General features: G+C 44.7%; 25 protein-coding genes. 11 read left to right on the forward strand and 14 right to left on the reverse strand.

What is annotated here, in order from left to right; translation table 11 throughout:
• Nucleotides 1-74 precede the first annotated feature (74 nt).
• The 4 genes from IDJ76_RS00150 (at nt 75) to IDJ76_RS00165 (ending at nt 4,211) form a co-directional block, all read left to right on the forward strand.
• Nucleotides 75-860: an NIPSNAP family protein gene (locus tag IDJ76_RS00150; RefSeq protein WP_224746140.1), complete on the forward strand. Its 786-nt coding sequence runs from the start codon at nt 75-77 to the stop codon at nt 858-860.
• 6 nt (nt 861-866) lie between these two features.
• Nucleotides 867-2,315, forward strand: a complete 1,449-nt coding sequence (locus tag IDJ76_RS00155; protein ID WP_191159486.1) for a phytoene desaturase family protein — start codon at nt 867-869, stop codon at nt 2,313-2,315.
• 29 nt (nt 2,316-2,344) lie between these two features.
• Nucleotides 2,345-3,547, forward strand: coding sequence for a glycoside hydrolase family 88 protein (locus tag IDJ76_RS00160; protein ID WP_191159489.1), 1,203 nt, complete (start codon nt 2,345-2,347; stop codon nt 3,545-3,547).
• A 67-nt stretch (nt 3,548-3,614) separates the two neighbouring features.
• Nucleotides 3,615-4,211, forward strand: a complete 597-nt coding sequence (locus IDJ76_RS00165; protein WP_191159491.1) for a TMEM175 family protein — start codon at nt 3,615-3,617, stop codon at nt 4,209-4,211.
• Here IDJ76_RS00165 and IDJ76_RS00170 read toward each other — a convergent pair.
• Nucleotides 4,208-4,855 carry a YceH family protein gene (locus IDJ76_RS00170; RefSeq protein ID WP_191159493.1) on the reverse strand — a complete coding sequence of 216 codons (648 nt, stop codon included), beginning with the start codon at nt 4,853-4,855 and terminating at the stop codon, nt 4,208-4,210. The two genes, IDJ76_RS00165 and IDJ76_RS00170, sit on opposite strands and share 4 nt — an antisense overlap.
• A gap of 95 nt (nt 4,856-4,950) precedes the next feature.
• Between IDJ76_RS00170 and IDJ76_RS00175 the strand changes: the two genes are divergently transcribed.
• Together IDJ76_RS00175 and IDJ76_RS00180 are read left to right on the forward strand one after the other, a co-directional pair.
• Nucleotides 4,951-5,646 carry an SGNH/GDSL hydrolase family protein gene (locus IDJ76_RS00175; protein ID WP_191159495.1) on the forward strand — a complete coding sequence of 232 codons (696 nt, stop codon included), beginning with the start codon at nt 4,951-4,953 and terminating at the stop codon, nt 5,644-5,646.
• A gap of 31 nt (nt 5,647-5,677) precedes the next feature.
• Nucleotides 5,678-6,484: an SDR family oxidoreductase gene (locus tag IDJ76_RS00180; RefSeq protein ID WP_191159497.1), complete on the forward strand. Its 807-nt coding sequence runs from the start codon at nt 5,678-5,680 to the stop codon at nt 6,482-6,484.
• A gap of 168 nt (nt 6,485-6,652) precedes the next feature.
• Here the strand turns inward: IDJ76_RS00180 and IDJ76_RS00185 are convergent, their stop codons facing one another.
• The 11 genes from IDJ76_RS00185 to IDJ76_RS00235 all read right to left on the reverse strand — a co-directional run bounded on the left by IDJ76_RS00185 (nt 6,653) and on the right by IDJ76_RS00235 (nt 19,000).
• The gene (locus IDJ76_RS00185) at nt 6,653-9,355 is read right to left on the reverse strand and encodes an alpha-L-rhamnosidase (protein ID WP_191159499.1); all 2,703 of its coding nucleotides are present in this window, start codon (nt 9,353-9,355) and stop codon (nt 6,653-6,655) included.
• Between the two features lie 121 nt (nt 9,356-9,476).
• Nucleotides 9,477-10,226: a 3-keto-disaccharide hydrolase gene (locus tag IDJ76_RS00190; RefSeq protein WP_191159501.1), complete on the reverse strand. Its 750-nt coding sequence runs from the start codon at nt 10,224-10,226 to the stop codon at nt 9,477-9,479.
• Nucleotides 10,227-10,237: 11 nt separating this feature from the next.
• On the reverse strand, nt 10,238-11,965 hold the full coding sequence (locus IDJ76_RS00195) for a GMC oxidoreductase (RefSeq protein WP_224746141.1): 1,728 nt from the start codon (nt 11,963-11,965) through the stop codon (nt 10,238-10,240).
• A 19-nt stretch (nt 11,966-11,984) separates the two neighbouring features.
• Entirely contained in the window at nt 11,985-13,097 is a 1,113-nt protein-coding gene (locus IDJ76_RS00200; RefSeq protein WP_191159503.1) for a carbohydrate kinase family protein, read from the reverse strand.
• Nucleotides 13,098-13,099: 2 nt separating this feature from the next.
• Nucleotides 13,100-13,834, reverse strand: a complete 735-nt coding sequence (locus IDJ76_RS00205) for a 6-phosphogluconolactonase (RefSeq protein ID WP_191159505.1) — start codon at nt 13,832-13,834, stop codon at nt 13,100-13,102.
• A gap of 1 nt (nt 13,835) precedes the next feature.
• Entirely contained in the window at nt 13,836-14,930 is a 1,095-nt protein-coding gene (locus tag IDJ76_RS00210; protein WP_191159507.1) for a Gfo/Idh/MocA family protein, read from the reverse strand.
• 7 nt (nt 14,931-14,937) lie between these two features.
• Entirely contained in the window at nt 14,938-15,621 is a 684-nt protein-coding gene (locus IDJ76_RS00215) for a GDSL-type esterase/lipase family protein (RefSeq protein WP_191159509.1), read from the reverse strand.
• Nucleotides 15,622-15,754: 133 nt separating this feature from the next.
• The gene (locus IDJ76_RS00220) at nt 15,755-16,453 is read right to left on the reverse strand and encodes an ATP-dependent Clp protease proteolytic subunit (protein ID WP_191159511.1); all 699 of its coding nucleotides are present in this window, start codon (nt 16,451-16,453) and stop codon (nt 15,755-15,757) included.
• Between the two features lie 12 nt (nt 16,454-16,465).
• Entirely contained in the window at nt 16,466-16,732 is a 267-nt protein-coding gene (locus IDJ76_RS00225) for a hypothetical protein (RefSeq protein WP_191159513.1), read from the reverse strand.
• Nucleotides 16,713-17,246 carry an RNA polymerase sigma factor gene (locus tag IDJ76_RS00230; RefSeq protein ID WP_191159515.1) on the reverse strand — a complete coding sequence of 178 codons (534 nt, stop codon included), beginning with the start codon at nt 17,244-17,246 and terminating at the stop codon, nt 16,713-16,715. Before IDJ76_RS00230 ends, IDJ76_RS00225 begins: the two co-directional genes overlap by 20 nt.
• Before the next feature lie 344 nt (nt 17,247-17,590).
• Nucleotides 17,591-19,000 carry a phosphohexomutase domain-containing protein gene (locus tag IDJ76_RS00235; protein ID WP_191159517.1) on the reverse strand — a complete coding sequence of 470 codons (1,410 nt, stop codon included), beginning with the start codon at nt 18,998-19,000 and terminating at the stop codon, nt 17,591-17,593.
• Nucleotides 19,001-19,088: 88 nt separating this feature from the next.
• On the opposite strand from IDJ76_RS00235, the gene IDJ76_RS00240 reads away from it, so the two are divergent.
• The 4 genes from IDJ76_RS00240 (at nt 19,089) to IDJ76_RS00255 (ending at nt 23,624) form a co-directional block, all read left to right on the forward strand.
• Nucleotides 19,089-20,399, forward strand: coding sequence for an aspartate kinase (locus IDJ76_RS00240; RefSeq protein ID WP_191159519.1), 1,311 nt, complete (start codon nt 19,089-19,091; stop codon nt 20,397-20,399).
• 193 nt (nt 20,400-20,592) lie between these two features.
• Nucleotides 20,593-21,774: a diaminopimelate decarboxylase gene (lysA, locus tag IDJ76_RS00245; RefSeq protein WP_191159521.1), complete on the forward strand. Its 1,182-nt coding sequence runs from the start codon at nt 20,593-20,595 to the stop codon at nt 21,772-21,774.
• Nucleotides 21,775-22,184: 410 nt separating this feature from the next.
• Nucleotides 22,185-23,321, forward strand: coding sequence for a GAF domain-containing protein (locus tag IDJ76_RS00250; protein WP_191159523.1), 1,137 nt, complete (start codon nt 22,185-22,187; stop codon nt 23,319-23,321).
• Between the two features lie 108 nt (nt 23,322-23,429).
• Nucleotides 23,430-23,624 carry a cold-shock protein gene (locus IDJ76_RS00255; RefSeq protein WP_067191358.1) on the forward strand — a complete coding sequence of 65 codons (195 nt, stop codon included), beginning with the start codon at nt 23,430-23,432 and terminating at the stop codon, nt 23,622-23,624.
• A 71-nt stretch (nt 23,625-23,695) separates the two neighbouring features.
• On the opposite strand, the gene IDJ76_RS00260 is transcribed toward IDJ76_RS00255, so the two are convergent.
• Complete coding sequence (locus tag IDJ76_RS00260; protein WP_191159525.1) at nt 23,696-23,947, reverse strand: hypothetical protein; 252 nt, start codon at nt 23,945-23,947, stop codon at nt 23,696-23,698.
• A gap of 177 nt (nt 23,948-24,124) precedes the next feature.
• On the opposite strand from IDJ76_RS00260, the gene IDJ76_RS00265 reads away from it, so the two are divergent.
• Nucleotides 24,125-24,511, forward strand: coding sequence for a YtxH domain-containing protein (locus IDJ76_RS00265; protein ID WP_191159527.1), 387 nt, complete (start codon nt 24,125-24,127; stop codon nt 24,509-24,511).
• Nucleotides 24,512-24,588: 77 nt separating this feature from the next.
• Here IDJ76_RS00265 and IDJ76_RS00270 read toward each other — a convergent pair whose 3' ends face one another.
• Nucleotides 24,589-26,478: a M1 family metallopeptidase gene (locus IDJ76_RS00270; protein ID WP_191159529.1), complete on the reverse strand. Its 1,890-nt coding sequence runs from the start codon at nt 26,476-26,478 to the stop codon at nt 24,589-24,591.
• Between the last annotated feature and the right edge of the window lie 95 nt (nt 26,479-26,573).

Below are 26,573 nucleotides of genomic sequence, written 5' to 3' on the forward strand. Positions count from 1 at the left end.
AAATTACGCGTTTTTTTAAGCCCCATACAGCTAAATAAAATAGTTAACTTTACTGCATAAATCCCTCAAAAATTATGTTATCTCAAAAAAATCTCGTTCGCTGCATCGTTTTGATGCTTGCGTTTTTTTCTGTCTGTTCAGTACAGGAAATACAGGCGCAAACCAATAAAGGTTACTATATGCTAAAGGTTTATCACCTTAAAAACAGCGCACAGCAGCAGTTAACGGAAAGTTATCTGAAAGAATTTTATGTACCCAAATTGCATAAGCTTAATATTAAGAATGTAGGCGTATTTAAAACCCTTGACCAGGATACAACCAACAAACGGATTTATGTATTGATCCCGTTCGATAACTGGAAAAAGATAGAAAACCTGGATGCGAATGTAAGCGATGAGACAACCCAAGCCGGGCGCGACTACATCAATGCTGATTTCAAAAACCCTCCATACACCCGTATGGAAACCATTATCCTGAATGCATTTGCTACCAGGACTTCACCATCGGTACCAAAACTAACGGCACCAAAGGCGGATAGGGTTTATGAATTGCGCAGTTATGAAAGCGCTACCGAACAATATCACCGCAATAAGGTTAAAATGTTTAATAGTGGTGAAACCGATCTTTTTGACAGGATTGGATCTAACCCGGTATTTTATGGCAGCGTAATTGCCGGAGCCAAGATGCCTAACCTGATGTACATGACGGCTTACGACAGTATGAAGGAGAGGGATAAGCATTGGGAAGTGTTTTCGGCAGCGCCGGAGTGGAAAGTTTTGATAGCAAAAGACGAATATAAGAACAACGTGACAAAAAACGACATCACGTTTTTACACCCGACGGATTACTCGGACTTTTAAGGAGATATGAAATTAGATAAGCGCGATTATGATGCAGTGATAGTAGGCTCGGGCCCGAATGGGTTGGCTTCTGCTATTTTAATGCAGCAGAACGGCTTATCTGTTTTACTGATTGAAGGGAAAGAAGAGATAGGCGGCGGTTTGCGGTCGGCGGAGTTAACGCTGCCCGGTTTTATGCATGATATATGCTCGGCCATTCACCCGCTGGCACTGGCCTCACCGTATTTTAAAACTTTACCACTGGCCAATTATGGCTTGGAATATATACAGCCTACCATTGCTGCTGCGCATCCCTTAGATGGCGGCACTGCTGCGGTTTTACTGCAAAGCATAGGCGATACCGCGCGGTTGTTAGGTAAGGACGAAGTGGCCTACAAAAGCCTGATGCAGTCGGTTACCACCAACTGGCCATTAATTGATGCCGATGTACTGGGGCCACTTCATTTTCCAAAGGATCCACTTGCACTGGCTGCCTTTGGTTTAAAAGCCTTGCCACCCGCTACGCTTTTAGCTCAACAGTTTGCCACTCGCGAAGCTAAGGCACTCATCGCTGGCATGGCGGCACACGCTATGCAACCGTTAAGTAATGTGGCTACATCGGCTATTGCGCTGGTATTGATGGCCACAGGGCATTTAGGCGGCTGGCCAATCCCCAAAGGCGGGTCTAACCGAATTGCTAACGCGCTGGCATCGTATTTTACGTCAATGGGGGGCCAGATAGAAACGGGCAGATACATTACTTCTTTAGATCAGTTACCATCGGCACATGCTGTATTGTTTGATGTATCGCCAAAGCAGCTGCTGCAAATAGCGGGGCATAAGTTCTCTTCCATTTACAAATGGCAGTTAGAGCGGTACCGCTATGGCATGGGTGTTTATAAGATAGACTGGGCTTTAGACGGGCCCATTCCCTTTACTGCCGATGCCTGCCGAAGAGCCGGTACCATCCACATCGGCAATACCTTTGAGGAGATCCGTAATGCAGAACAGCAAACGGCTAACGGCAAACACCCTGATAAACCCTACGTGCTGCTGGCCCAGCAAAGCTTGTTTGATAATACCCGCGCACCCAAAGGCAAGCATACGGGCTGGGCTTATTGCCACGTGCCTAACGGGTCCACTAAGAACATGACGGACATTATTGAGCAACAAGTAGAGCGTTTTGCACCGGGCTTTCGCGATTTGATACTGGGCCGCCATACAATGGATAGCGAACAGATGGAAGCTTATAACCCTAATTATATTGGCGGCGATATTAACGGCGGGGTGATTGATATTGGCCAGTTGTTTACCCGCCCGGTATTGCGCGCTTCGCCCTATACCACATCCGCAAAAGGGCTTTACTTATGTTCTGCTTCAACCCCGCCCGGCGGAGGGGTACATGGCATGTGCGGTTATTATTCTGCTAAAAAAGCGTTAAAAGATATATTTGATATGAAAATAGAAAGGTTATAATAAACTTCTAGCTATTTAAACCTAATCTTATGAATTGGAGATCTATTCTACATGTTGCGCTATTGGCTGGCCTATATTTCAACGCCGGCGCACAAAATAAATTTACCCCGCAAAAGGCACTGCTCGCAACCATCCAACAAAACTTTAAAGATGCCGATGCCCAATACAAAGTAATGGGTGCTATGTTGCAGCCCGACCAATTCCCTAAGGCATTTCATCCCAAAGAGAATAAAATGGAAACCAGCAATTCGGGATGGTGGTGCAGCGGTTTTTACCCTGGAACCCTGCTGGAGATCTACGAACAAAATCACGACAAGGCTTTATTAACCGAGTCGGAACGAATTTTAAAGGTACTGGCTAAAGAACAGTATAATACACACACGCATGATTTGGGTTTTATGATGTACTGCAGTTTTGGTAATGCCAACAGTATCGACCCTAAGCCGGAGTATAAACAAATTTTACTTAACAGTGCAAAATCATTGTCCACCCGATTTAACCCGGTGACCGGGACTATCAAGTCATGGGATTCCAAACCGGGCGATTACCTGGTGATCATTGACAATATGATGAACCTGGAGCTGCTGTTTTGGGCAACAAAGGTAACCGGCGATTCCAGCTATTATAAAATTGCAGTAACCCATGCAAATTCTACCATGAAAAACCATTACAGGCCAGATTACAGCTCGTATCACGTGGTTAATTACGATGCGCAATCCGGAGTAGTAAAAGAACGGAAAACGGCTCAGGGCTACGCTAATGAGTCGGCTTGGGCAAGGGGGCAGGCATGGGGTTTATATGGTTTTACTTTGATGTACCGCGAAACAGGGGATAAGAAATATCTGGATCAGGCTAATCATATCGCACAGTTTATCTTAAACAACCCAAACCTATCGCCAGATAAAATTCCCTATTGGGATTTTAACGCACCCAACATCCCCAATGCTTTGCGCGATGCATCCGCAGCAGCCATCATGGCGTCGGCGTTGCTGGAATTGTGCAGGTATACCGATAGGGCCAAAGGTCAAACCTATTTTAATACGGCACAAACCATCATTCAAAACTTGTCGTCGCCAACTTATAAATCAGCCAAGGGTACTAACGGCGGGTTTTTATTACTGCATAGCGTAGGCCATTTCCCGGCAGGTACCGAGATTGACGTGCCGCTTACCTATGCCGATTATTATTTTGTAGAGGCAATGGCAAGGTACAAGGCTTTTGCTACAAAATAAATTAAATAGATAGCGGTTGGCTGGCTGCCAAATGTTTTATAGTTTAGCTTATCAACCAACACACAATATGGGTAAAGGGCGTTTAGAGGCTTTTAGCGACGGGGTAATTGCCATCATCATCACAATTATGGTGCTGGAGTTAAAAGTGCCGCACGATGCCAGTTTGGAGGCGTTAAAGCATTTGGCGCCGGTATTTCTGAGTTACATCCTCAGTTTTATTTACGTGGGCATTTACTGGAACAATCACCACCATATGCTGCATGCGGTAAAATCTGTAACAGGTGCAACGCTTTGGGCTAACCTGTTCCTGCTGTTTTGGCTGTCTCTTATACCCTTTGTTACCGCTTGGATGGGCGAGAACCACTTTGCAAAATGGCCGGTAATTTGCTACGGTGCCGTGCTGATCATGAATGCCATCGCCTATACGATATTAGCCAAACAGCTAATCAATCATCATGGCGAAAACTCGGTGCTGGCGCATGCTATTGGCAGTGATACAAAGGGGAAGATCTCGGTAGGGATTTACGCAACGGCTATCGCGGTATCATTTATTCATCCCTGGCTGGGCTTTGGGTTATACTTTATAGTCGCTTGTATTTGGTTTATACCCGACAGGCGCATCGAACGCACCATGCGGAATGACGAGCACCCTTTTAATAATTAAGTCAGCTCCTTCATCAACTTATCAAAAGCTTCTTTCAATTCGGCCAACTCGGTTTCCACCTTCGTTAGCCGCTCTTCCAAGTCAGAAGATCTGCTGGCACGTGGTGCGTCGTCCTGTGCATCATCTTCTACGATGGTTCCGCCTAACAAATGGCGGTAACGTACTTCTTTTTGCCCGGGGCGTTTAGATAACTGCAACACGTAAGGCATTTCGCCACTTGCCAGTTTCTCCAGCATCGCGTTCACTTCGTCCAGGTCCTCAAACTCATACAGCCTACCCGAGTTGGTATTGATTTCGCCGGGTGTTTGCGGCCCGCGTAAAATTAACAGGCATATTACTGCAACTTCTGCAGGTACTACCGGGAAAACGATACCAAAATTATGCTTGTATTTTATGGCACGGCTCGATCCGCCTGTGGCAGTAGATATCAGCCCCTTGCGTTTCAAGGTATCAAGAGCCTGCATAACCGTATTATCATCGTACTCTACGACCGGCTTGCGTGCAGTTTTCTGATTACAGGCAACAGTAAGCCCGTTCAACGTCATAGGGTAATAATCGGGCGTGGTTTTGCTTTTTTCCATCAGCGAACCCAGTACGCGTAATTCGGTATCAGTTAAAACGGGTAATGTTTGTGGCGTATCCATGCACAAATATAAAATTTGATTTTAAGGCCTACAGAAATAGCTCTATTTATTTATACGCCTGTTTATTTTCCTAATAGTTGATATATTTGAATAGTATGTCATTAAAACAAATAAGTAAGATCATCGGTTCGCTGGTGTTAATCGTAGTGCTATTTGCTTCTTGTAATAAAGGGGAACGGGTCATTGCCGCTCAACCTGTTTTTACCAAAATATTGATTTTAGGTAACAGCATTACATTTGCGCCAACCGACCCTAATTTAGGCTGGAACTGTGCATGCGGAATGGCCGCAAGTAAACCCGACTCGGATTACGTACATCTGCTAACCCGTAATTTTAAAGCTATCGACCAGAAAAACACTGTTGCTGCTAAAAATATCGCGGCTTTCGAACGTGGATTTTTGACGTATGATTTTGATGCGGAGCTAAAAGTTTTACGTGACGAAAGACCGGACCTGATCATTATTCGCATTGGAGAGAATGTGCAACAGGATAATTTTGATGCGACTGCTTTTGGAAAACGATATGAGGACTTAATAGCCTATTTTAAAATGGGGAATGAGAAGGTGACTATTTTGGCCGTTGGGAGTTTTTGGGGTAACGATGCGGTGGATGCTATTATGAAAAAACACTCTGAATTTATAACACTTAAACCGTTAGGATTAGATATGAGTAATTACGCCTGGGGCCTTTTTCCCGATCATGGCGTACAGTCGCATCCTGGCGATAAGGGTATGCGCACCATTGGGAATACGATATGGGCAAAAATACAAACCATGCCTGCCAGCCAATAGCTACTTTAATCCTTTATCTTAGCCGCCAGTTATGACAGTTAGTATTTTAGGGTGCGGATGGTTTGGTTTTGCGTTGGCAAAATCGCTTATTGCGGATGGTGTGGAAGTTAAGGGCTCAACTACTTCTACAGATAAGCTAACCAAATTAACCGAAGCTGGTGTCTCGCCATATTTGATCGACCTTTCTACCGAAGTTAACAACTCCGTTTTCTTCGATTGTGATGTGCTGATCATTGCTATCCCGCCAAAAAGCCGATCGGGCGAAGGGGCGGAGTATGTGCCAAAACTACAGCGTGTTGTTGATGCTGTTAACCAGGGCCGGGTGCAAAAGGTTATCCTGATCAGCTCGACAGGTGTATATGCCGATCTGAATACAGCCGTCGATGAACTAACCGATCCGCAGCCGGGCACGCCGGGTGCTGAGGTTTTGTTTGCTGCCGAGGAATTGTTTCGGTCACAAACCAAATTCAAAACAGTCATTATCCGTTTTGGCGGACTAATAGGGCCGGGTCGTGAACCAGGCAGGTTTTTTGCGGGTAGAAAAGACATCCCGAACGGTTTAGCACCCGTTAATATGATAGAATTGGGCGATTGTATCGGCGTAGCGCGTGCTATTATAGATAAAGATGCTTTCGGCCACACGTTTAATGCCTGCATACCAAACCATCCGCCTAAAGCCGAATTTTACGGTTTAGCGGCAAAAAAGGCCGGATTAGAGCCACCCGAATTTATTGCTGAATTAAACGAATGGAAGATGGTGAATAGCGTTAACGTTCCCGAAATTTTGGGCTACAGGTATAACATAACTAATTGGATAGATTGGCTGAATAGCAATTAAGCCATTATAACCGCGTTGTTTATTCTGCTCCATTATCCAATCAGTACAAACCTTGCAAATATCATTTTTTATAGCGCTGATAATGAGTTATTTAAAAATGTTCATGGTGTTCACGGTGTTCATACGTGAACATGAACACGAAATGCCGGCGCGCAATGATGGCTTCAACTACTTCACTTCAAACTGATATACGCCTGCCGCCACATGATAATTAGTCGTCACCGGTTTGCCTGCTAAGTAAGGTTTCTTACCGCCCTCTGTTGGAAAGCGGATATCTGCTGTAGTATTTGCAGGGACGGTTACCGCATATTCAATTGTATTACCAGTATGCTTCCAGGTCGATGTAATTTCTCCATAAGGCCCTTTGTGGGTAGCCGAATATTGGTCAAGCCCGTTAACAAAGTTAGGCTGCAGGATCACATTTTTGAATCCCCCGGCATTTTCATCCGGTTTAATGCCGCCGATACCCCGGTATAGCCAGGCTCCAACATCGCCAAACATGATATGGTTAAGAGATATGTCGGCTTTTGCGTCGATCTTCCAGTTTTCATAAAGCGTGGTAGCCCCGTTTACCATCCACCAGCCCCATGATGGGTAGGTTTCCTGCGATGCAATTTTGTAGGCCACATCGGCATAACCGTTATCGCTCAATGCACTTAAGATGGCGCGCCCACCCAAGATCCCCACATCCAGGTGGAAATTATCTGCCGCAACACGGTCGGCCAAACGCTTGGCTATATTGGCCTTAAAGTTGTCGGGCACCAAACCCCAGTAAAGCGGCACTGCTAACTCTGTTTGCAAACCTACGTTATAGTTACCGGTTTGCTCGTTCAGGTATTTGGCGTTAAAGGCTTTTTTAATTTTTGCAGCTAATGCCGTGTATTTCGCTTCGTCGGCTTTATTACCTAACAGTTTAGCCGTTTTTGCTGCAATCGTTACATCTGCAAAATAGTATGCGGTAGAGGTCATCTCCACCGGCGATTTCGATTTTACAGGCACCCAGTCACCCAGCCCCCAAGTGGTTAAACCGGTGGGGTAAACATCATTGATGTGGTTTACATACCGGGTAATGTTCTCGTAATTATCCTTTAAGATCTTTGTATCGCCGTAGAACAAATAAATATCCCAGGGGATGATAGCAATCGTACTGGTCCAGTCGGGCCCGTTGCCCCATTCGTAACCCCATCCCGGTGTCGGGATAATGGACGGCAACACGCCATTGGGCTGCTGTTCGTCGCGATGATCGGATAACCATTTTTCATAAACGGTAATACCATCAAAGTTGTACAAGCCGGTTTCTACGGCTATGTGCGCGTCACCCGTCCAGCCATTCTTTTCACGTTGCGGGCAATCGGTAGGGTAGCCAAATAGGTTGCTCAGGTAAGAATTATTAGTTGCCGACCAGATCTTGTTAATTATTGGGTTAGAGGTTTGCATTTTACCAACGGCCGGTACATCGCTGTGCATAAAATAGCCGGTTAAACTCTCTTTAGTTAGTACAACAGGTTCGCTTGCCGTAACTTCAATGTATTGAAAGCCTTTGTAATTGAACTTGGGCATAAAGGTTTCTTCGCCTTTGCCGCTTAGGGTAAAAATATCAACCTGGAATGGATCTTTATCATCGGTGGGCCGGTAATGAATATCGATATTGGATAAGTCGACATGTCCATCCTTATATAATCTTTCGCCATGTTTCAGGCGGATCACCGTTCCGGCCTTACCCGTTACTTTTATTTTAGTTACACCCGATATATTCCTGCCCAGGTCAAAAACGTAGGCACCATCGCCCATTTTATTGACCGATGCAGACGGGATCTCTTCTACATTGCGAATGGGGTGCATGGCCTGCGCGGTAATATTTTGCGATGGGGTAGGGCGATTAAATGCCGGTTTCCATTTGGTATCGTCAAAGTTAATGGTGTTCCAGCCAGGCTGGTTAAGGCGGGCGTCGCAATGCTCGGCAGTGTAGATACTGTTCAGGGTAATCGGGCTGAAACTGGTTTTCCAATGCTCGTTAGAGCTTACAGTCTCCACCGTTCCATCGTCATAAGTTATGCGTAGGTCCAGGCAAAAAGCGGGCCTGTTGCGCCACGATGCTTTGTCCAGATTCCATACCGCAGTGCTTTGCAGGTTGTACCAGCCATTACCTAACAACACGCCGATAGCATTTTTACCGGCCATTATTTGTTGGGTAACATCGTAGGTAACGTACAGTGTACGCCTGTCGAACCGGGTGTACATTGGTTCGAGGCGGTGATCGCCAATTTTTTCTCCGTTGATGTACAGCTCATACAACCCTGCTACGGCAATGTAAGCACGTGCCGACTTAACCCTTTTTCCCGTCCCAAATGTGGTGCGGAAGTAAGGGGCCGGTTTTACATTTACGCTTTCCTCGTCACTTATCCAGGTGCCTTTCCAGTTGGTTATTTTCATAACCCCCATTTCAAAACTACTTACGCCCGATGATGCAGCTTTAACACCGTTCATATCCCAAACATCAACCCGCCAAAAGTATTTGGTGTAGGCTTGTAAAGGTTTGCCATTATAAGTTGCCAAAATATTAGACGATGCTAATTTTGGAGTTGCCCAGCTATTACCCGTGCCCCGGCTAACCGCTACTGAATCCGTCCCGACGAAAACCTGGTAAGCGGTTTGCTTTGCGCCCTGGCGATTATCGGCGAGCATCCAGGTTAAACGAGGGTTTTCATTATCTAAGCCAATTGGATTTTCAAGATACTCCGTGCGCAAACCAACCGGCCTGGCTGTTTGTGCGACCACATCATGCGATGATAAAACAGCACCCGTGATTAAAAGAATAAGACCAGCAATATAGGTCTTTGCAGTCAATTTGTATTTGAGGGAGATAGTCATTGTATACAGTCGGACTTAGATGATGTAATCAGGTAATATTAAATAGGCTGTAGCTTTGTATATCAGCCGACTCTAAAAATATTTCAAAAATATAGATAAACCATACGCTACTGTGCTGTTATCATAGTCTTTTTATTTCCACATTCCTGAACCAAACATCGGCGCCATGGTCTTGCAGTGCTATATGGCCCTTTTTATAAGTACCGAAGCCCGGCCACTCTTTGAATTTACTACCGGCTATCATCTTTTTCCAATTTTCGTCCCAAAGCGTGGTGGTCAATACTTTTTGATCATTTACCAGGATCTCCAGTTTGCCGTTGTTGGCCACTACTTCCGTTTTGTTCCATTCTCCGGCCGGTTTCACCACTTCTTTTGATATCGACATCAAATCGTAAAGATCACCCGCACGGTGTCTGATCAATTTACCGTCCTCGTTTTCCTTGTTATCGGCCACTTGCGTTTCCATGCCCGATTGCCAGGCATATTTAAATTTAGTAGTGTCTTCATGCACATAAAACATGATGCCACTGTTGCCCGCGCGGGAGATCTTCCACTCCGCCTTTAAATGAAAGTTTTCATATTCTTCATCACTTACAATATCGCCCCCGTTAAGAGTTTGCCAGTCGTTTTTTTCCGATGCATCCAGGTGTAGCACACCGTTATCCATTTTCCATGCGCTGCCGATAGTCTTTTTGCCATAGGTATGCCAGCCGTTGGTGGTTTTACCATCAAACAGCGACTTGAACTCTGTTGCAGCGGTATCTTTCATAATCGCGGCAGTATCGAGCCCTTCTTTTGCTTCTTTTGTGGCCGACGAGTTGCAAGCGCTTGCGGCCATGCCGATCATTAAGGCGAATATTAGTTTTCTCATAGCAGGTGTAATTATAGGTTTCCTTTCTTGATCTCGTTAACGGCATAGGTAGCGGCCCGCGCCGTTAAGGCCATATATAAAATGGAGGGGCTTTGATTGCCGGTACTGGTCATGCAGGCACCATCGGTCACAAAAACGTTTTTACAGGCATGCAACTGGTTCCAGTTATTGAGCAATGAAGTTTTAGGGTTCTTACCCATCCGCACGCCGCCCATTTCGTGGATATCTAAGCCCGGGGCCTGCTTGCTGTTATATTTTTTGATGTTCTTTACTCCGGATTTTTCCAGCATCTCTGCCGTCTGGGTCAGAAAATCTTCGGTCATGCGGTCTTCATTCTCGTGATACTCCACTGAAGTGATGAGCAGCGGGATACCCCACTGATCTTTTTCGGTTTTACTAAGCCGAACATGGTTGGTTTCTACCGGCACGGTTTCGCCTTGTAAATAGGCAAATACATGCCAGCCACCGGGTTCAGAAAGGCTGTCTTTATAATCGGCTCCAATTTGTTCCCTATCTGTTTCCTGCGGATGTTGGTCGCGGTAAGCGTTCATGAATGTGGTAAATCCGCCAAAGTAATCGGTATCACGTTTGTGCAGGTTACGATAGTTCACCAGGATCAGGTCGGTAGGGTTGCGACCAAAGTAGTAATCGTCCAGGTATCCATCTAAGGTACCCGATACCGATGCCCTGTAATTATGGAAGGCGATATATTTTCCCAGTAGGCCGCTATCGTTACCCAAACCATTAGGGAATCTCTTAGAGGTTGAGTTAAGCAGGATCAAATTAGTGTTTAACGCCGAAGCGTTCATGAAGATCACCTTTGCATGGTACTCGATCACCTGTTTAGTATTGGCATCTATCACGCGCACGCCGGTTGCTTTGCCCAGTTGTTCATCGTAGATAACAGAGTGCACCACCGAGTGCGGACGGATAGTGAGGTTGCCCGTTTTCTCGGCCCAGGGCAGCGTCGAGCTCACCGAGCTGAAGTACCCACCGAACGGGCAGCCCCGCATACACATGTTGCGTGCCTGGCATTTACCACGTCCCTGATCCAGGTGGATCTGCTTAGGTTCAGTTAAGTGCGCCCATCGTGCATGCACCAAGTGCCTGTCGGTATAATTATCTTTTAATGATTGTTTGATGTGCTGCAAAGGCACATTCATATCAAACGGCGGCAAAAACTCGCCATCGGGCATAGCTTCCAACCCATCTTTACTACCGCAGATCCCTATAAATTTTTCTACATGAGAATACCAGGGGGCTACATCCTCGTAACCTATCGGCCAGCCAATGCCGTAGCCAAAACGCTCTGGCGCGGTAAATTCAAAATCGCTCCAGCGTTGTGTAGCCCTGCCCCAGGTTAAAGATTTACCGCCAACCTGGTAGCCGCGGATCCAGTCGAAAGGTTTTTCCTGCACATAGGGATGATCGGCATCTTTAATAAAAAAGTGGTCGCAGTCGTCGCCAAAGCCTGCTGCTTTGGTAATAAGCGGGTTCTCTTTATAAAATTCCTCGCTCATACGGCCCCGGTAGGGAAATTCCCAAGGCGCTTTTGTGGCGGTAGGGTAGTCCTTTAAATGTTTAACATCACTGCCACGCTCTAAAACAAGCGTTTTAAGTCCTTGTTCGCAAAGCTCTTTAGCTGCCCAGCCGCCGCTAATGCCCGAGCCGATTACTATCGCATCAAAGGTATTTTCGGTCATAGCAGCCGAAGTAGTATCCGCAGAAATTGTTGACATGAAGATTAAATAATTGGTATTATAAAGATGCGATTATTAATTCAGAAAAATAAGCATCAAGCGTTTCAATATCCGGGCTTGTGCCGCTTGTAATGTACCGATTTGATGTACTGTTAGCCAATATCAGGGATAATTCTGCATCAAGCCCCAATAGGGTGCCTATACAGTATCCCGCATTAAAATTATCGCCTGCACCTGTAGAGAATTTGGGATTAGCTATAAAAGCGGGTTCAGTTTTGTAAGTTACTTTGTTATCCCAGGCTGCTGAAATCTTTGCACTGTGGATAATCAGGGTATCGATATTAAGCGCGGTAAAAAGTTTGTTACCTGTTAATTGCAGATCATCACCGGGCTCTTCGCCAAAAAAAGTCCGGTACAGTATGTTTGCTTCGTTGCGGTTAAGGCTCAATGTTACCTGCCCGTAATTCGCAAATTGTTGAATCAGGGAGATAGCCGTTTCAATAGCTTCCGATTTGCGTTTGGAGCAATCAGCCAGGTCGAAGAAGAATTGCCGGTGACCTGGTTCAACTTTCAAAAAAACATCGGCCAGTAAGCCTTGCCAGATGTTGTTGGAATGATCCAATTCGCTCCAGTTAACCAGGCAGATGAGGTCGGCTTCGGTGAAAATATGTTGCAGGTTTTTGAGGCCGATAGCTTCTTTGATCGCTCCCCAATTAGCCTTGTTCAGCTCCGTCATCTGCGCCAGCATCAGCTTACCATCCGCAAATTCCATGGCGGTGGTAAAACCGGGGTTGGTAAAGCTATGCAGTTTGCAATTGGGGTGCATACTCAAAAAAGCAGGGGCAATGGCCGGAACGCCCAGCGCGCCCACACAGCTGACAGGCGAGCCCATTTGTGCCAGAGCGTTGGCCATAATAGGCATATTGCCGCCCAGTTTCTGCAGCAGTTCTTCGCTCTCTAAACTAAAGCCCGACCCGCTTTTGGCCGAGATATAATTCCCGAATTCTTTAATGTCGTTAAAATAAACCGTTCCCTCCTGGTCCGATTTGTAGTTCACCACTTTAACGATTGAATCTACAAAGCCATCAAAGCCCGCTGCCACTTTTTTATTAGCCAGCGTGGCGGGCGCGGTTTTGAGCGTTTGTTTGATCTGTTGGATTTTATCCTTCATGATCAGGCGCCATGTTCCAGTTCAGAGCCTGCGTCTTCGTCTAATAAAATAATGGCAGGTTTAATATTTTGCAGGATAGATGCGGGTACTTCCGTCGATACCAATCCTTGTAACGCTTCGTGAATGATCGGCGCTTTTTTTATGCCGGATGCAATCAATACGGGGATCTTTGCTTCCTGCAGGTGTTTTAAACCAAGCGTTATACCATGTGTTAATTCGGTTTCCTGCTGAAAGTATTTTTGCCCAACCTCAACCGTTAAGGGATCTAATTCTGAAAGATGCGCATACAGATCGAACGGTGTGCCGGGCTCGTTCAAGCCCAGGTGGCCATTCATGCCGATGCCAACGATCATCATATCCAAACCGCCCTTTGATTTGATAAAGGCATTCATTTTTTCACATTCTGCTTCCAGGTCGTCTGCCTTTGCATCGAACAGTGTAATATGATCAGGCGCGATATTTAACTTGCTGAAGAAGTTAGCGTGCAGGTAATGCTTGCAGCTGCCAAAATCGTTCTGATCCATGCCCACCCATTCATCCAGGCCCACAAAAAAGCATTGGCTTAGGTCTATTTTGCCGCTATTGGCGCAATCAACCAAATGTGTCAGCATCCCGGTTGGCGAATCGCCGGAGGGGAAACAGATCACTGAATCCGGCTTTTCCTTTAATTGTTTGGCAACTATGTCGGCTGCTGCTTTCGACATTTTGTCGTAGGTATCGTATTTATAGATCTTCATATTAATTGTTTTGTTTAGGGTTAAACCAAAGGTCAATGGGTTTGGCAACTTTTGCCGAATAGGGCAGGGCAACTTTACGGCCCAACCCCGCCGATGCATAGGCGGCATAGATAATTTCCAACACAACGCGGCCATCCTCACCGGTAACTAAAGGCGTTTTGTCTTCGCGCACGCACTCAATAAAGTGCTTTAACTCATGCGGGTAGCCCTGGTTAAAGGCTTCCTCAAATATGGTGAAACTCCAGCCTTGCGAGGTATCTGCCTTTTCCATTGCATAGCCGTAACCATCTTTACTGTAGGTTAAGGCCGAATTTCCCTGGAACAGGTCGGCATAAACCACACCGCCCGTGCCATAGATCTCGCAGCGATCGTCCATCCCGCCGTGTTTGGCCCAGCTGCTTTCTGCAACGCAGGTAACACCATTTTCAAATTCCACTATCACTACGGCATTATCTTCGCCCCGGGTACGGCCTTTGTGCAGCACGGTACTCATGGTGGCATAAACATCCTTAACTTGTACGCCGGGCATCATCCAGCGGAACCAGCCTAAGGCGTGGCAGCCCATATCCATAATTACACCGCCACCGGCCAGGTCGATATCATAAAACCAATCGGTATGCGGGCCGCTGTGCTTTTCGGCCTGTTTAAGCATGTAAACTTCGCCAACGGCGCCTTCTTTTACCAGATGCCTGGCGCGCTCATATTTCGGCGCGAAGCAAAGCTCTTCGGCATACATCAGCTTCACGTTATTTTCTTTGCAAACGGCTATCATCTCGTCGGCCTCCTCTAAAGTAACGGCCAAAGGTTTTTCGATGATGATATGCTTTTTGGCCTTAGCCGCCTTTATACAAACCGGAGCATGCAGGTAATTGGGCACGCAGATGTCAACCACTTCTACGTCGGCCTGCGCCAATAACTGATCAACATCGTCAAAATACTGTGGAATGTGGTATTTACCGGCAAATGCTTTAGCCTTATCTATATTGCGGGCGTACACGGCCACTATCTCAGCTTCGGGCACAAAACGATGGTACGATTCGAGGTGGATATCTGAGATATAACCGGCGCCGATAATGGCGATCTTGGTTTTGTTCATATTAGTATTAAAGGTATTTCAATTTCTTTAAGTACGCCACCCAAACTTCATACGCGGCAGGTTTAAGGTGCAGGCCCTCTATTGTATATTGGTCGGCCAGGCGTTTATTGGCATCTAAAAACAGCGAGGCGATGTTGATGTAGGTATAATCTAAAGCCTTCGCATTGGCTTCCAGCATTTTGTTCACCCGGGGAATATGTTCACCCTTATCATAATGCTGCGGGAAATTGGTATGCGCCGAATTTACCGGCAAGATGCTTTGTACAAAGATTTTTGTAGCCGAACTGTTTGCATGGATTTGTTTAACAATCCTGGCATAGTTGTAAGCGATAACAGAATCAGGAATATCCTTACCGATATCATTGATGCCTAATAAGATGAAAACCTTTTTAGGGTGACGGTTGGTAATATCATCCAACCGTTTTAACACACCGAAGGTAATATCGCCGCCAATACCGCGGTTTAATACGGTGGTATCGTTAAGCAGTTTGGCCCAGTTACCCATTTCGGTAATGCTGTTGCCTAAAAAGATGATGCCGCCTTGAGTGACCGGTTGTTTGGCAAACTGGGCTAACCTGTCCGTAGTATGGTCGGGGATAAAGGGGATGGTATCAAACAGGTTTTGATTAGTAGGCTTTTTTTGCGCCAGCGCGAAAGCCGGTAACAAAAGCAGCAGCAAAATGTATTTCATTATAAGTTTAGTTGGCAGCTAAAAATAATCAGAATTTACAGAATTATCGAATTTGCAGGATAGAATTATCAAGCATATTTAGCGTATAGGGCTGCTGCGGCAAGCCTATACGCTAAATATAAAAGGAGCTGTCTTAAATCTTATCCGTCCTCCCCAGCACCTCGTCTATCATTCCAAATTCCAATGCTTCGTGGGCTATCATCCAGTGGTCGCGGTCAGACAGACGATGAACGGTTTCGTAATCCTGCCCGGTATGTTTGGCGGTGATCTCGTAAAGTTCTTGCTTCATCTTAGCGATCTGCACGGCAGCGATCTCAATATCAGATGCTACACCTTGCGAGCCGCCCGACGGCTGATGCATCATCACCCTGGAGTGGGGCAGGGCGGCACGTTTTCCCTTTGTGCCCGCGCAAAGTAATACCTGCGCCATAGAAGCAGCCATGCCGGTACAAATAGTTGCCACATCGGGCGATATAAACTGCATAGTATCATAAATACCCAAGCCCGCATAAACCGAACCGCCCGGCGAATTGATATAGATCTGGATGTCGCGTTTTGCATCGGCCGATTGCAGGAACAGCAGTTGCGCCTGTATAATATTGGCCACCTGGTCATCAACAGCGGTGCCCAGGAAAATGATCCTGTCCATCATCAGGCGCGAAAATACGTCCATCTGTGAGATGTTGAGCTGCCGCTCTTCCATAATATGAGGGGTCATGCTCATGGGCAGGGTATAGGTGTTTACCTGGCCGATAAACTTATCCAGATGTAAAGAATTGACATGGCGGTGCCTCACCGCATATTTGCGGAATTCATTTTTATTCATTTCCATAAAAGTTTGTGGTTATTTAAAAAGCTGCAAGATCTTTTGCCTGAAGCCGGAATGTTGTGTTTGTGTAAATAACTGCTGGTGTACGTTTTCTATAATGCTACGCAGATGGTTGCGGCCGTATTGATGCACAAGGCCTAAAGTTTGTTGATGCCAGTGTAAATTATTGGCAAGCTCGGCATCTAAAAGCAAGCGCGCTTCAAAAAGCAAGGCATCCTGTGGCGGTAATTGCCCATGCAGATGATCGTCGGTTTCTTTGATATTACGCAACGAAGTCCTCATAAGTCAATGCGTTTTCTTTAATTGTTTCCCTCACTTTTTCAAGGCATTTATACTTCTGTACCGTTGCCGACCGCTCCCCGATAAAGCCAAACAACCCGGCAATCTTCTTCATCGGCATTTTCTCGTAATAGTACGCGCTCAATAGCTCCATGCATTTTTTGCCGGCAGTTTGCAGGTAGTACATCAACTTGTCTGATGATAATTCTTCTTCCCGTTCCTCCGTCAAGTCAAATCCATCCAACAGGGGCAGGTTATCCTTATCGCCCCTGAACTTTTTAAGCCACAAGTTTTTAGCGATGCCTAACAGGTACGGCTTGTCGTCGGCTTTATGCAGGTTTAAATTACCGGCAACCGATTTTTCATAATAAATTACCAGCGCATCCTGAAATATATCTTTAGCATCATCAAAACTGCCGCCCATTTTATAAACATACTTTGCAACCGCCGGGAAGGCCGTTTGGTAAAGCCGCATAATGAGTTGTTCAGTCTTTATCGATTGTTGATTGCAAACCATTATATAGGTGTTTAATAGTATGTGCCTTACCCGGGAGATATATCACCACTAAATTGCAAAAAAAATTTTCAAACTTGTCGTATTGAGCGATAGCGAGGCATCTTTTTACTTTACCACTATTTGGAAGCCCCTTCGTTATGGCTCAGGATAGTAAAAAGGGATTAGCTCAATGCGGCCGGATGGCTGAAAAATCGTGTAAACCCAACTTTTTTATAAGATTCTTATAATCAATGTATTAAATTTTTTTTTAGTGAAATATGTAAACCTTTGTAAACCCATTTACCGTTTTTTTGGCACAAAAAAGGCCTGCCGAAGCAAGCCTTTAGAGTCGTATAAATTCCGGTTTATTTAAGCAAGTCTGCCTTCACAATATCCAGGATCTTGAATGATTCTGCGGTGCTTGGCGCCTCGGCGTAAACACGCAATACCGGCTCGGTACCCGACGGGCGGATCATTACCCAAGTCTCGTCCTCAAAGAAGAATTTGAACCCATCCAGGTCTTCAGTCTTCGTCACCTTCAAGTGGCCAAAGCTATCCACTCCACCTTTACAGCGGCTGATGATGGCTTGTTTTTTCTCTTCGGTTACGTGCAGGTCATAACGCTCAACAGCAAATTTGCCTACCACGTCATAAATTTCCTGTACCAGGTCTTTCAAACTACGGCCGCTTTTTGCCATAAATTCCCAGATCATTAATCCTATCCAAACGCCGTCACGCTCAGGAATATGGCCATTAACGGCAATCCCGCCGGATTCTTCGCCACCTACCATAAACTGTTTGCCGCTGTTCACGATCAGGTCGCAAATGTATTTAAAGCCAATTTTGGTAACTGTATTGTTCAAGCCGTATGCATCGCAAAGCTTTTGGATTTTGCTGGTACAAGAGAAGGTAGAGTAAACTTCTCCTTTTTCGCCTTTAACTTTGTACATGTAATGGATCAACAGTAAAAGTATGTGGTGCGAATCGACAAAATTGCCATCGCCGTCATACAAGCCAATCCGGTCGGCATCACCATCGGTTACCAAACCAGACGCAATTTCGCCTTCTGATAGCTTGATCAGTTGCTCAAACTCCTGCAGGTTACGCTGGATAGGCTCGGGTGCCTGTCCATCAAAGCTTGGGTTATAGTCGGCATGCAAAAAGGTGATATCAGGGAACAGGCGGCGCATTACATTTTGGCCCGCACCGTACATGGCATCATAAGCCCATTGCAGACCGCTATCGCGAATGGCGGGGATATCAAAGTTTGCCTCGGCATGCTCAACATACATGTCTTCCAGATCAATATACTCTACCAATCCTTCTGTAACGTAATCGGTAACTGTTTTTAACTCTAGGCTAACGGTGTCCGGGATCTGTGATTCAACTTTTTCAATATCATCCGGGGTAGCGGGGCCACCATAAAATGCTTTTATTTTGTATCCGTTGTATGCCGGTGGGTTGTGGCTCGCAGTAATAATTATACCAGCAGATGCACCTGTACGCACTGTACCTAATGAGATCATTGGCGTAGATATAAACATATTTTCGGCACGGAATACCTTGATGCCTTGTGATGCCAGTACCGTTGTGGTAACATCGGCAAACATAGGGCCTGCAAAACGAGGGTCGCATCCCACTACGGCACTCGGGTTTTCGAAATTTTGTTTCAGCCATAATGCGGTTGCGTAGGCTACGCGTTTTACATTTTCGACAGTAAAGTCGTCGGCAATGATCGCTCTCCAGCCATCTGTCCCAAATTTTATTGTACTCATTTTAGATATAATGGTTTAAAATCCTAATTTTAGCGCCTCAAATATTGATACAAGAATATCAATCATTTATGGTAAACGGAAACAAATAATGAAAGTTTTAAAATTCGGCGGAACATCTGTTGGCAGCCCTTCCCGTATGCAAAAACTGCTGGATATCATCAATCCTGCTGAGCGGCAAATTGTGGTGTTATCGGCAGTATCGGGCACTACAAATAGTTTAGTAGAAATTGGGCAAGCGTATCTTACGGGCGATAAGGCCGGGGCCGCTAACCTGATCAATATATTAAAGGATAAGTACGAAGTTTTTATAAAGGAATTGTTGCAAAGACCGGAGTTTTTGGCACAGGGTAAAGAAGTGATAGACTATCATTTTAAGCTGTTGAGCACTTTGGCGAACGACCTGTTTACACCTATTGAGGATAAGATAATTTTGGCCCAGGGCGAGTTGTTGTCAACCACCTTATATCACATCTATTTAAAAGAAATTGGTGTGCCATCGGTATTGTTACCTGCGCTGGAGTTTATGAAAACCGATGAGGACAGCGAGCCGGTGGTAGACTACATTACGCAACAGCTTACGCCACTTTTAGAAAAACACCCTGGTGTTAACCTTTTTGTTACGCAAGGTTTTATTTGCCGTAACGCTTTTGGCGAGATAGATAACTTGCGCCGCGGCGGCAGCGACTACACCGCATCTTTAATAGGTGCGGGTATCCGCAGCGAGGAAGTACAGATATGGACGGATATTGACGGTATGCATAACAACGACCCGCGTATTGTTAAAGGTACTACGCCAATTGCCCAGCTATCATTTGATGAGGCTGCCGAGCTGGCGTATTTTGGCGCGAAGATCTTGCATCCGCAAAGCGTTTTCCCGGCACAAAAATATAAGATCCCGGTACGGTTGTTAAATACGATGGATCCGCAGGCTGCGGGTACGCTGATTACTAACACCAGCGAAAAAGACCGGATAAAATCTATCGCCGCTAAAGATGGGATTACAGCTATAAAGATCCAGAGCAGCCGGATGCTACTGGCGCATGGCTTTCTACGCCGCGTGTTTGAAGTGTTTGAGCGTTACCGTACTTCTATCGATATGATCACTACATCAGAAGTGGCCGTATCTTTAACTATCGACGATACTAGTTATTTAGGTGAGATCACTACTGAACTAGGTGCTTTCGGTTCGGTAGAGATAGATGTGAACCATACCATTATATGCGTTGTGGGAGATTTTGGTGCCGAGAAGCATGGCTATGCAGCACGGGTGCTGGAAGCTGTAAAGCATATCCCGGTAAGGATGATATCATACGGTGGCAGCGACCATAATATGTCGTTACTGGTAAAAACAGAAGAGAAGGTGGAGGTTTTAAGGAGCTTGCATAACAGGCTGTTTTAGAATTCGAATTTCGGACGTTCGATTTCGAATTTATCCGGAGCTATAATAATCGCGTCGTTACGAAGTGCGGGTGCCATCTCAAAACTTTGCATATTCGATATGCTCATCGGGAGACTGCTTCGTGCCTCGCAATGATCACAGTACACAAAAGTTGATTTTGACTTTTGACTTTTTAATTTTGACTTTTAAAGAGATGTTAAATAACAATATTATACAACGCTTTACAGATATAGAAACTCCATTCTATTACTATGATTTAAACGCATTGAAACAAACGCTTGATGCCTGCCGCGATGCATCGGCAAAACATAACTTCCATGTGCATTACGCCATGAAGGCTAATTTTAACTCAAGGGTGATAGATACTATTCAATCATATGGTTTTGGGGCCGATTGCGTGAGCGGTAACGAAGTAAAGGCGGCTATTGCCCATGGGTTTGGTAAAGACAAGGTTGTTTTTGCGGGTGTAGGTAAATCTGACAAGGAAATTAACCTGGCGCTCGACGCAGATATTTTTTGCTTTAATGTAGAGTCGGTTCAGGAGCTGGAGATCATTAACGACCTGGCGGCGGCTAAAGGTAAAACCGCGGGTATCGCTATCCGTATTAATCCAAACGTTGATGCCCATACTCACCATTATATTACTACCGGGCTGGACGAGAATAAATTTGGTATCAATACCTGGCAGCTGAACGATGTGGCAGCGATGCTGCGCAAATGTGCCAATCTGAGATTTTTAGGGATCCATTTTCACATCGGCTCACAAATTACCGATATGGAGGTTTACCGCAGTCTGTGTATCCGTATTAACGAAATGCAGGATTGGTTTGAAAACCAGGGCTTCGCTGTAGCAATATTAAATGCCGGCGGTGGGCTTGGGGTAGATTACTACAATCCCGATACCAACCCTGTTCCTGATTTTGAAAGCTACTTCAGCATATTTAAAAAATTCCTGAATGTAAAACCGGGGCAGGAGGTACACTTTGAATTGGGCCGCGCATTAGTGGCGCAATCAGCCTCGCTCATCTCCAGAGTACTATATGTAAAGAACGGGCAAAAGAAAAACTTCCTGATACTGGATGCCGGGATGACCGAGTTAATGAGACCGATGCTTTACCAGGCGTATCACGCTATTGAGAATTTGAGTCAAAAGTCAAAAGATGATAATTCCGCAATGGAACATCCGAAATCCGAAATCAAGTACGACGTTGTAGGCCCGATATGCGAAAGTACAGATTGTTTCCGTAAGGATGTAGACCTACCACAATCCTACCGTGGCGATTTGATAGCTATCCGTACGGCAGGTGCTTACGGAGAAGTGATGGCATCAGGCTATAACCTGCGCGATCTTGTGCAGAGCATCTATTCTGAATAGTTAAATGATCACATTAATTAATTTAAAGGTTACCGGCAACAACGGTAACCTTTTTTGCTTTTGGGAGTGTAAAAACTTTTTCATTTCATACCTCGTATTTTCGTTATACAGATGCGTCTTTGCTGTTGATATTCAAGCAATAAGCAAATGATATGGCTATATTTTAAGCTGAGTACATGGTTTATGCCCAAGCTTAATTAATTTAGCAAAGCCCCCAAGGTGTTGAGCCGGGGGCTTTTTTTGCTTTTACATAAAACTAAACAGAGTAAAAAAAACGTATTTAGCAATATCCTCATAAACAAATTATTTTATTTGGAAGTACAAAGCAACTGTTAATAGCGAATTGCGTATAAGTGCAAGTAGCGCGACATATTTAATCGTTTAAGTGAAATTATTTGCGTTAATCCATCATGAAACACAACGAGCATCGACGCCTGAATGCTGTAAACAGGTTTAAGCAACTTGGTGCTGGTATAACCAAAGATCTGAATGATTTGGTTAGCCTGGTGGCCGATACATGTAATAGCCCTGTAGCATTGGTAACTTTGCTTGATGAGGATAAGCAATGGTTTAAAGCCGCTGTAGGTACAGAGATAGATTGTACCGATAGAAAGGTTGCCTTCTGTAATAAAACGATACTCAAAGATGAGCTGCATATTATAAATGATATGCTGTTAAGTGAATTTGCGAAAAACCCACTTGTAACCGGCGAACCTCATGTGCGTTTTTATGCGGGTGTCCCTTTAATCACCAAAGACGGTTATCCCATTGGCAGCCTTTGCGTAATTGATATGAAACCCCGCGAACTTTCGGCACTCCAAAAAAAAACGTTGACCGTTATGGCCAAACAGGTGGTTAATTTGATGGAGCTTAATTATAGTTTAGAAGCCCTGGATGAAAAACATAAAACAGAGCAAAAGCAAAACCAGGCCATTAACGAGTCGGAATTAAAGTTGAAGGCTTTATTCGACAGCAGTAACGATACGCATTTACTCATTGATAAGAATTATGCGGTATTGGCCTTTAACAAATCTGCCGCAACTTTTATAAATAGTACGCACCGGCACAAAATAGCCAACGGCGATTCAATTTTAGATTATATAGACAAGGCAATTCTTAATCAGTTCAAAAAATATTTTAATGTGGCCTTATCCGGTCGTGCTACCAAGCGCGAATGGTTGCTGATGCGCGGAACGGCCAACGCCTGCTGGAAAATTACTACGTTTATACCTGTTAAAAATGCAAAAGGTGATGTAATAGGAGTGGCCCTGAATTCTAACGATATTACCCATCATAAGAAGCAGGAAGAATATATTAACATCCAAAACGAAGCATTGAACCGGATAGCTATTATCCAATCGCATGAACTGCGCCGCCCTGTGGCATCATTATTAGGGATTATGGACCTGTTAAAGATGGAAAACATCGATTTTACCTATTTTGAGATGATGGAGCTTACTATTAATGAGCTGGACGAAAAGATCCGTGGCATTGTAAAAGATTCTGAGAATACTCTGCACGGCCGTCATTTGGCTATTGTAGCCTGATGTAAAGTAATTACATCATCATTTTGCAGCTAAAGTTGTTGGCAAATTGCCCGATTTGCGTAAATATGAAATTTTATCCCTACCTTGCGGCCTTTAATAAATAAAATAATGCAAAAAGAAGGAACAGTAAAATTTTTCAATGAGACAAAAGGTTTTGGCTTTATCACACCAGCAGGTGGCGGCGCAGACGTATTTGTTCATTCAACAGGTCTAATTGACGAAATTCGTGAAAACGATAAAGTTGAGTTCGAAGTAGAAAACGGACGTAAAGGCTTAAACGCAGTAAACGTAAAAGTTGTTTAATTAATTATATTAATAAACTAAGCTTACAAAAACACCCTTCGGCAACGGAGGGTGTTTTTTTGCATTATAACCTATACGTTAGGGCGGTTGCCCACTAACCAAAGCAATGCCGCGCCTATAACAATAATACCGCAAACCAAAAACAACAAAAAGTTAATGATGCCTTGCAGGATGCTATATGCGCGCGGCGAGTTGCCGACTAATGCAGGTATTATTTTATAGTTCAAAAACATTAATACCGCTACCAAAATAATAGCAATTATGAATGCCTCTTTACGATATTGTAGGTTTTGCAGTATGTTTTGCAAGCGATGTATATCCATTTAAACCCTTGTCATCAAAAACAGAGCCATTAAAAGCGGCCCATATCAGGTAAATATTATCAATTGAGTTTGTATTAAGGCTAACCTGTACTATTTTAAACTATTTTTTTATTTATTAAACAGTGCGGTATGGTATTTGTTAAAGTTGTAACAAATCATCTACTAAAAAGTAAGAATATGAAAGATCAAGCAAAAATTATAGCAGCACTTTTAGTGGGTGCTGCAGCCGGTGCCGCTTTAGGCTTATTATTGGCTCCTGAAAAAGGTGAAGACCTGAGAGGCGATATCGCTGATTACGTTAACGACCTTATCCAGACAGCTAAAGACAAAGCTCAAACCACTGCAAACAGTGCAAAAGAATATGCAAGCCATGCAAAAGAGTACGGCAGCGATGTTGTTGATTCTGTGAAATCAAAATTTAACAGTGCTGTTGGCGATGCTGAAGATGCTGTTGATAATGCAAAATCAAAAGCAACAGACTATGCCGAAAACGGTTATGGTGATGCAAAATCAAAAGTAAAAGCTACAGCTAACGACTGGAACAACTCTATCCAGAATTCATAAGCTTAATTATATGATATAAAAAGCGCCCTTGTCATTTGATCAGGGCGCTTTTTTGTTGGCAATGAAAATTGCTTATACTATTTTACTACCCACGTATTATCAGCTTTGGTGGCATCAACAAAAATACCTCCATCCAGCGTTACCGATTTAAGGCTTTTGCCGGGCGTAGCCTTGATGGTTAAGTACATTTGTTTTTGATTGGCCTCCCAAACCTGTGGGCTTTGATGTATGGTTTGCGTAGTACCATCGGCAAAGGTAAGTATGGCATCGAATGGTACGGCATAACCACCCACGTTGTTTACCGTTAAGGTGTAGCCGTCTTTACCTCTTACTGTTTCGCCAAATGCAAGGTCGATATAGCCATTTGTGAAAAACCAATTGTTGAAAAACCAATTAAGGTTTTTACCGCTCACGTTGCTCATCGAATTAAAATAATCCCAAGGGATAGGATGTTTGCCGTGCCATCTTTCCATATAACCATGCAGTGCTTTCTTAAATAGATCGTCGCCAAGCATATCTTTCAACGCAAGGTAGCTTAGTGACGGCTTACCATAGGCATTGTTACCGTAGCCGCCGGTTTGCTCGTTAGACGGCGTTATAATCGGCAGGTCTTCTGAAGTTGACCGGTCATTTATCCAGCTATTTACCCGGAATTGTTTGTAAAAGTTAGCGGCTGCCTCCGGGCCCTTCTCGTCGATGCCTATCAAATATTCCAGTGTGGTAGCCCATCCTTCGTCCATAAAGGCGTAGCGGCTCTCGTTAATACCCATATAAAAGGGGAACCAGGTATGCGCAATCTCATGATCTTGCACCAATTGGGCGAAGGAATCATTACCCACCTGGCTGTCGTTTACCATCATAGGGTATTCCATATCGGCAAAGCCCTGAAAAGCCGTCATTTTAGGGAAAGGATAAGGCACGCCCGGCCAGTTATTGCTAAACCAGCCCAATGCGTTACGCCCATTTTGAACTGATTTTTTAAAATCAGTACCTTTTTCCGAATAAGCAGCCTGCAAACTTGCACGGCGGCCGCTTTTCTTGTCGACAACAACACTACCGGCATCCCATAGATAATGATCGCTGATACCTACAGCCATATCGCTGATGTCGGTAGCCTTCCAGATCCAGGTATTCATGGCGTTTTGCGCCGTGATCTTTTTTGCGGCAAGATCTTCTAACGTAGCAATATGTGTTGTGCTATCGTCGGTCATTGATTTTTTTAGTTTGTCTGCATAAGTCTTTTGCAAAACCTGCGTTGGATTTTGCAGCGTGCCGGTAGCCCAAACAATGTAGTTCTTCGGCACGGTTACGTTAAGGGTGTAATCGTTAAAATCGTTGTAAAATTCTTTCGAATCCACAAATTCTATCCGGTCCCAACCGTTATAATCGTCATAGACAGCTACGCGCGGATAAAAATAGGCCAGGTAATAAGTAGTCGAATCGATCATGCCCTCCCGGCCGCTTTGTTTGCTTACATCAAAATGCCAGGCGATGTTTAACTTGATCGAATCATGCGGCATTAACGGTGCCGACAAACTAACGGACTGGTTGGTAGATCCCATTGTATTGTTATTCCAGGTTTTCTTTTGCCCGTTAATCAGGAACGTGTCTATCTGGATGCCCTGCGTTAAATAATCAGGCCCGGTAAACCGGTCGCGTGCAGCACCTGGGCGGTGAATATTCAGGATCAATTTCATATTGATCCTTCTTAGGGTGTCGGGGCTGTTGTTGATATAAGTAACCTGCTCGGCACCCTTTACCATACGGCCCGGCGGGTTGGTGGTGATAGATATATTGTAACGGCCACGGTTTTGCCAGTATTTTGCGCCGGGTTTACCATCGGCAGCGCGTGTGCCTTTGGTGTAAGCCTGTTTAATATCGCGCGGCATGTACAAGCTTTGCGCCTGCGTTTGCATCAATGCCATACTGCATAATGCGCTCAGTAATATGGGTTTCAGAATCTTCATAAATATTGGGGGATTATCGTTTAAATGCCTTTTTATAAAGGCAAATTTAAAATGGATTACAGTCAAAGTATAGACTTTTGCGTAAACGAATTGTT

The organism is Mucilaginibacter glaciei (genome assembly GCF_014773245.1).
In the GTDB taxonomy this organism is placed as follows: Bacteria; Bacteroidota; Bacteroidia; order Sphingobacteriales; family Sphingobacteriaceae; genus Mucilaginibacter; species Mucilaginibacter glaciei.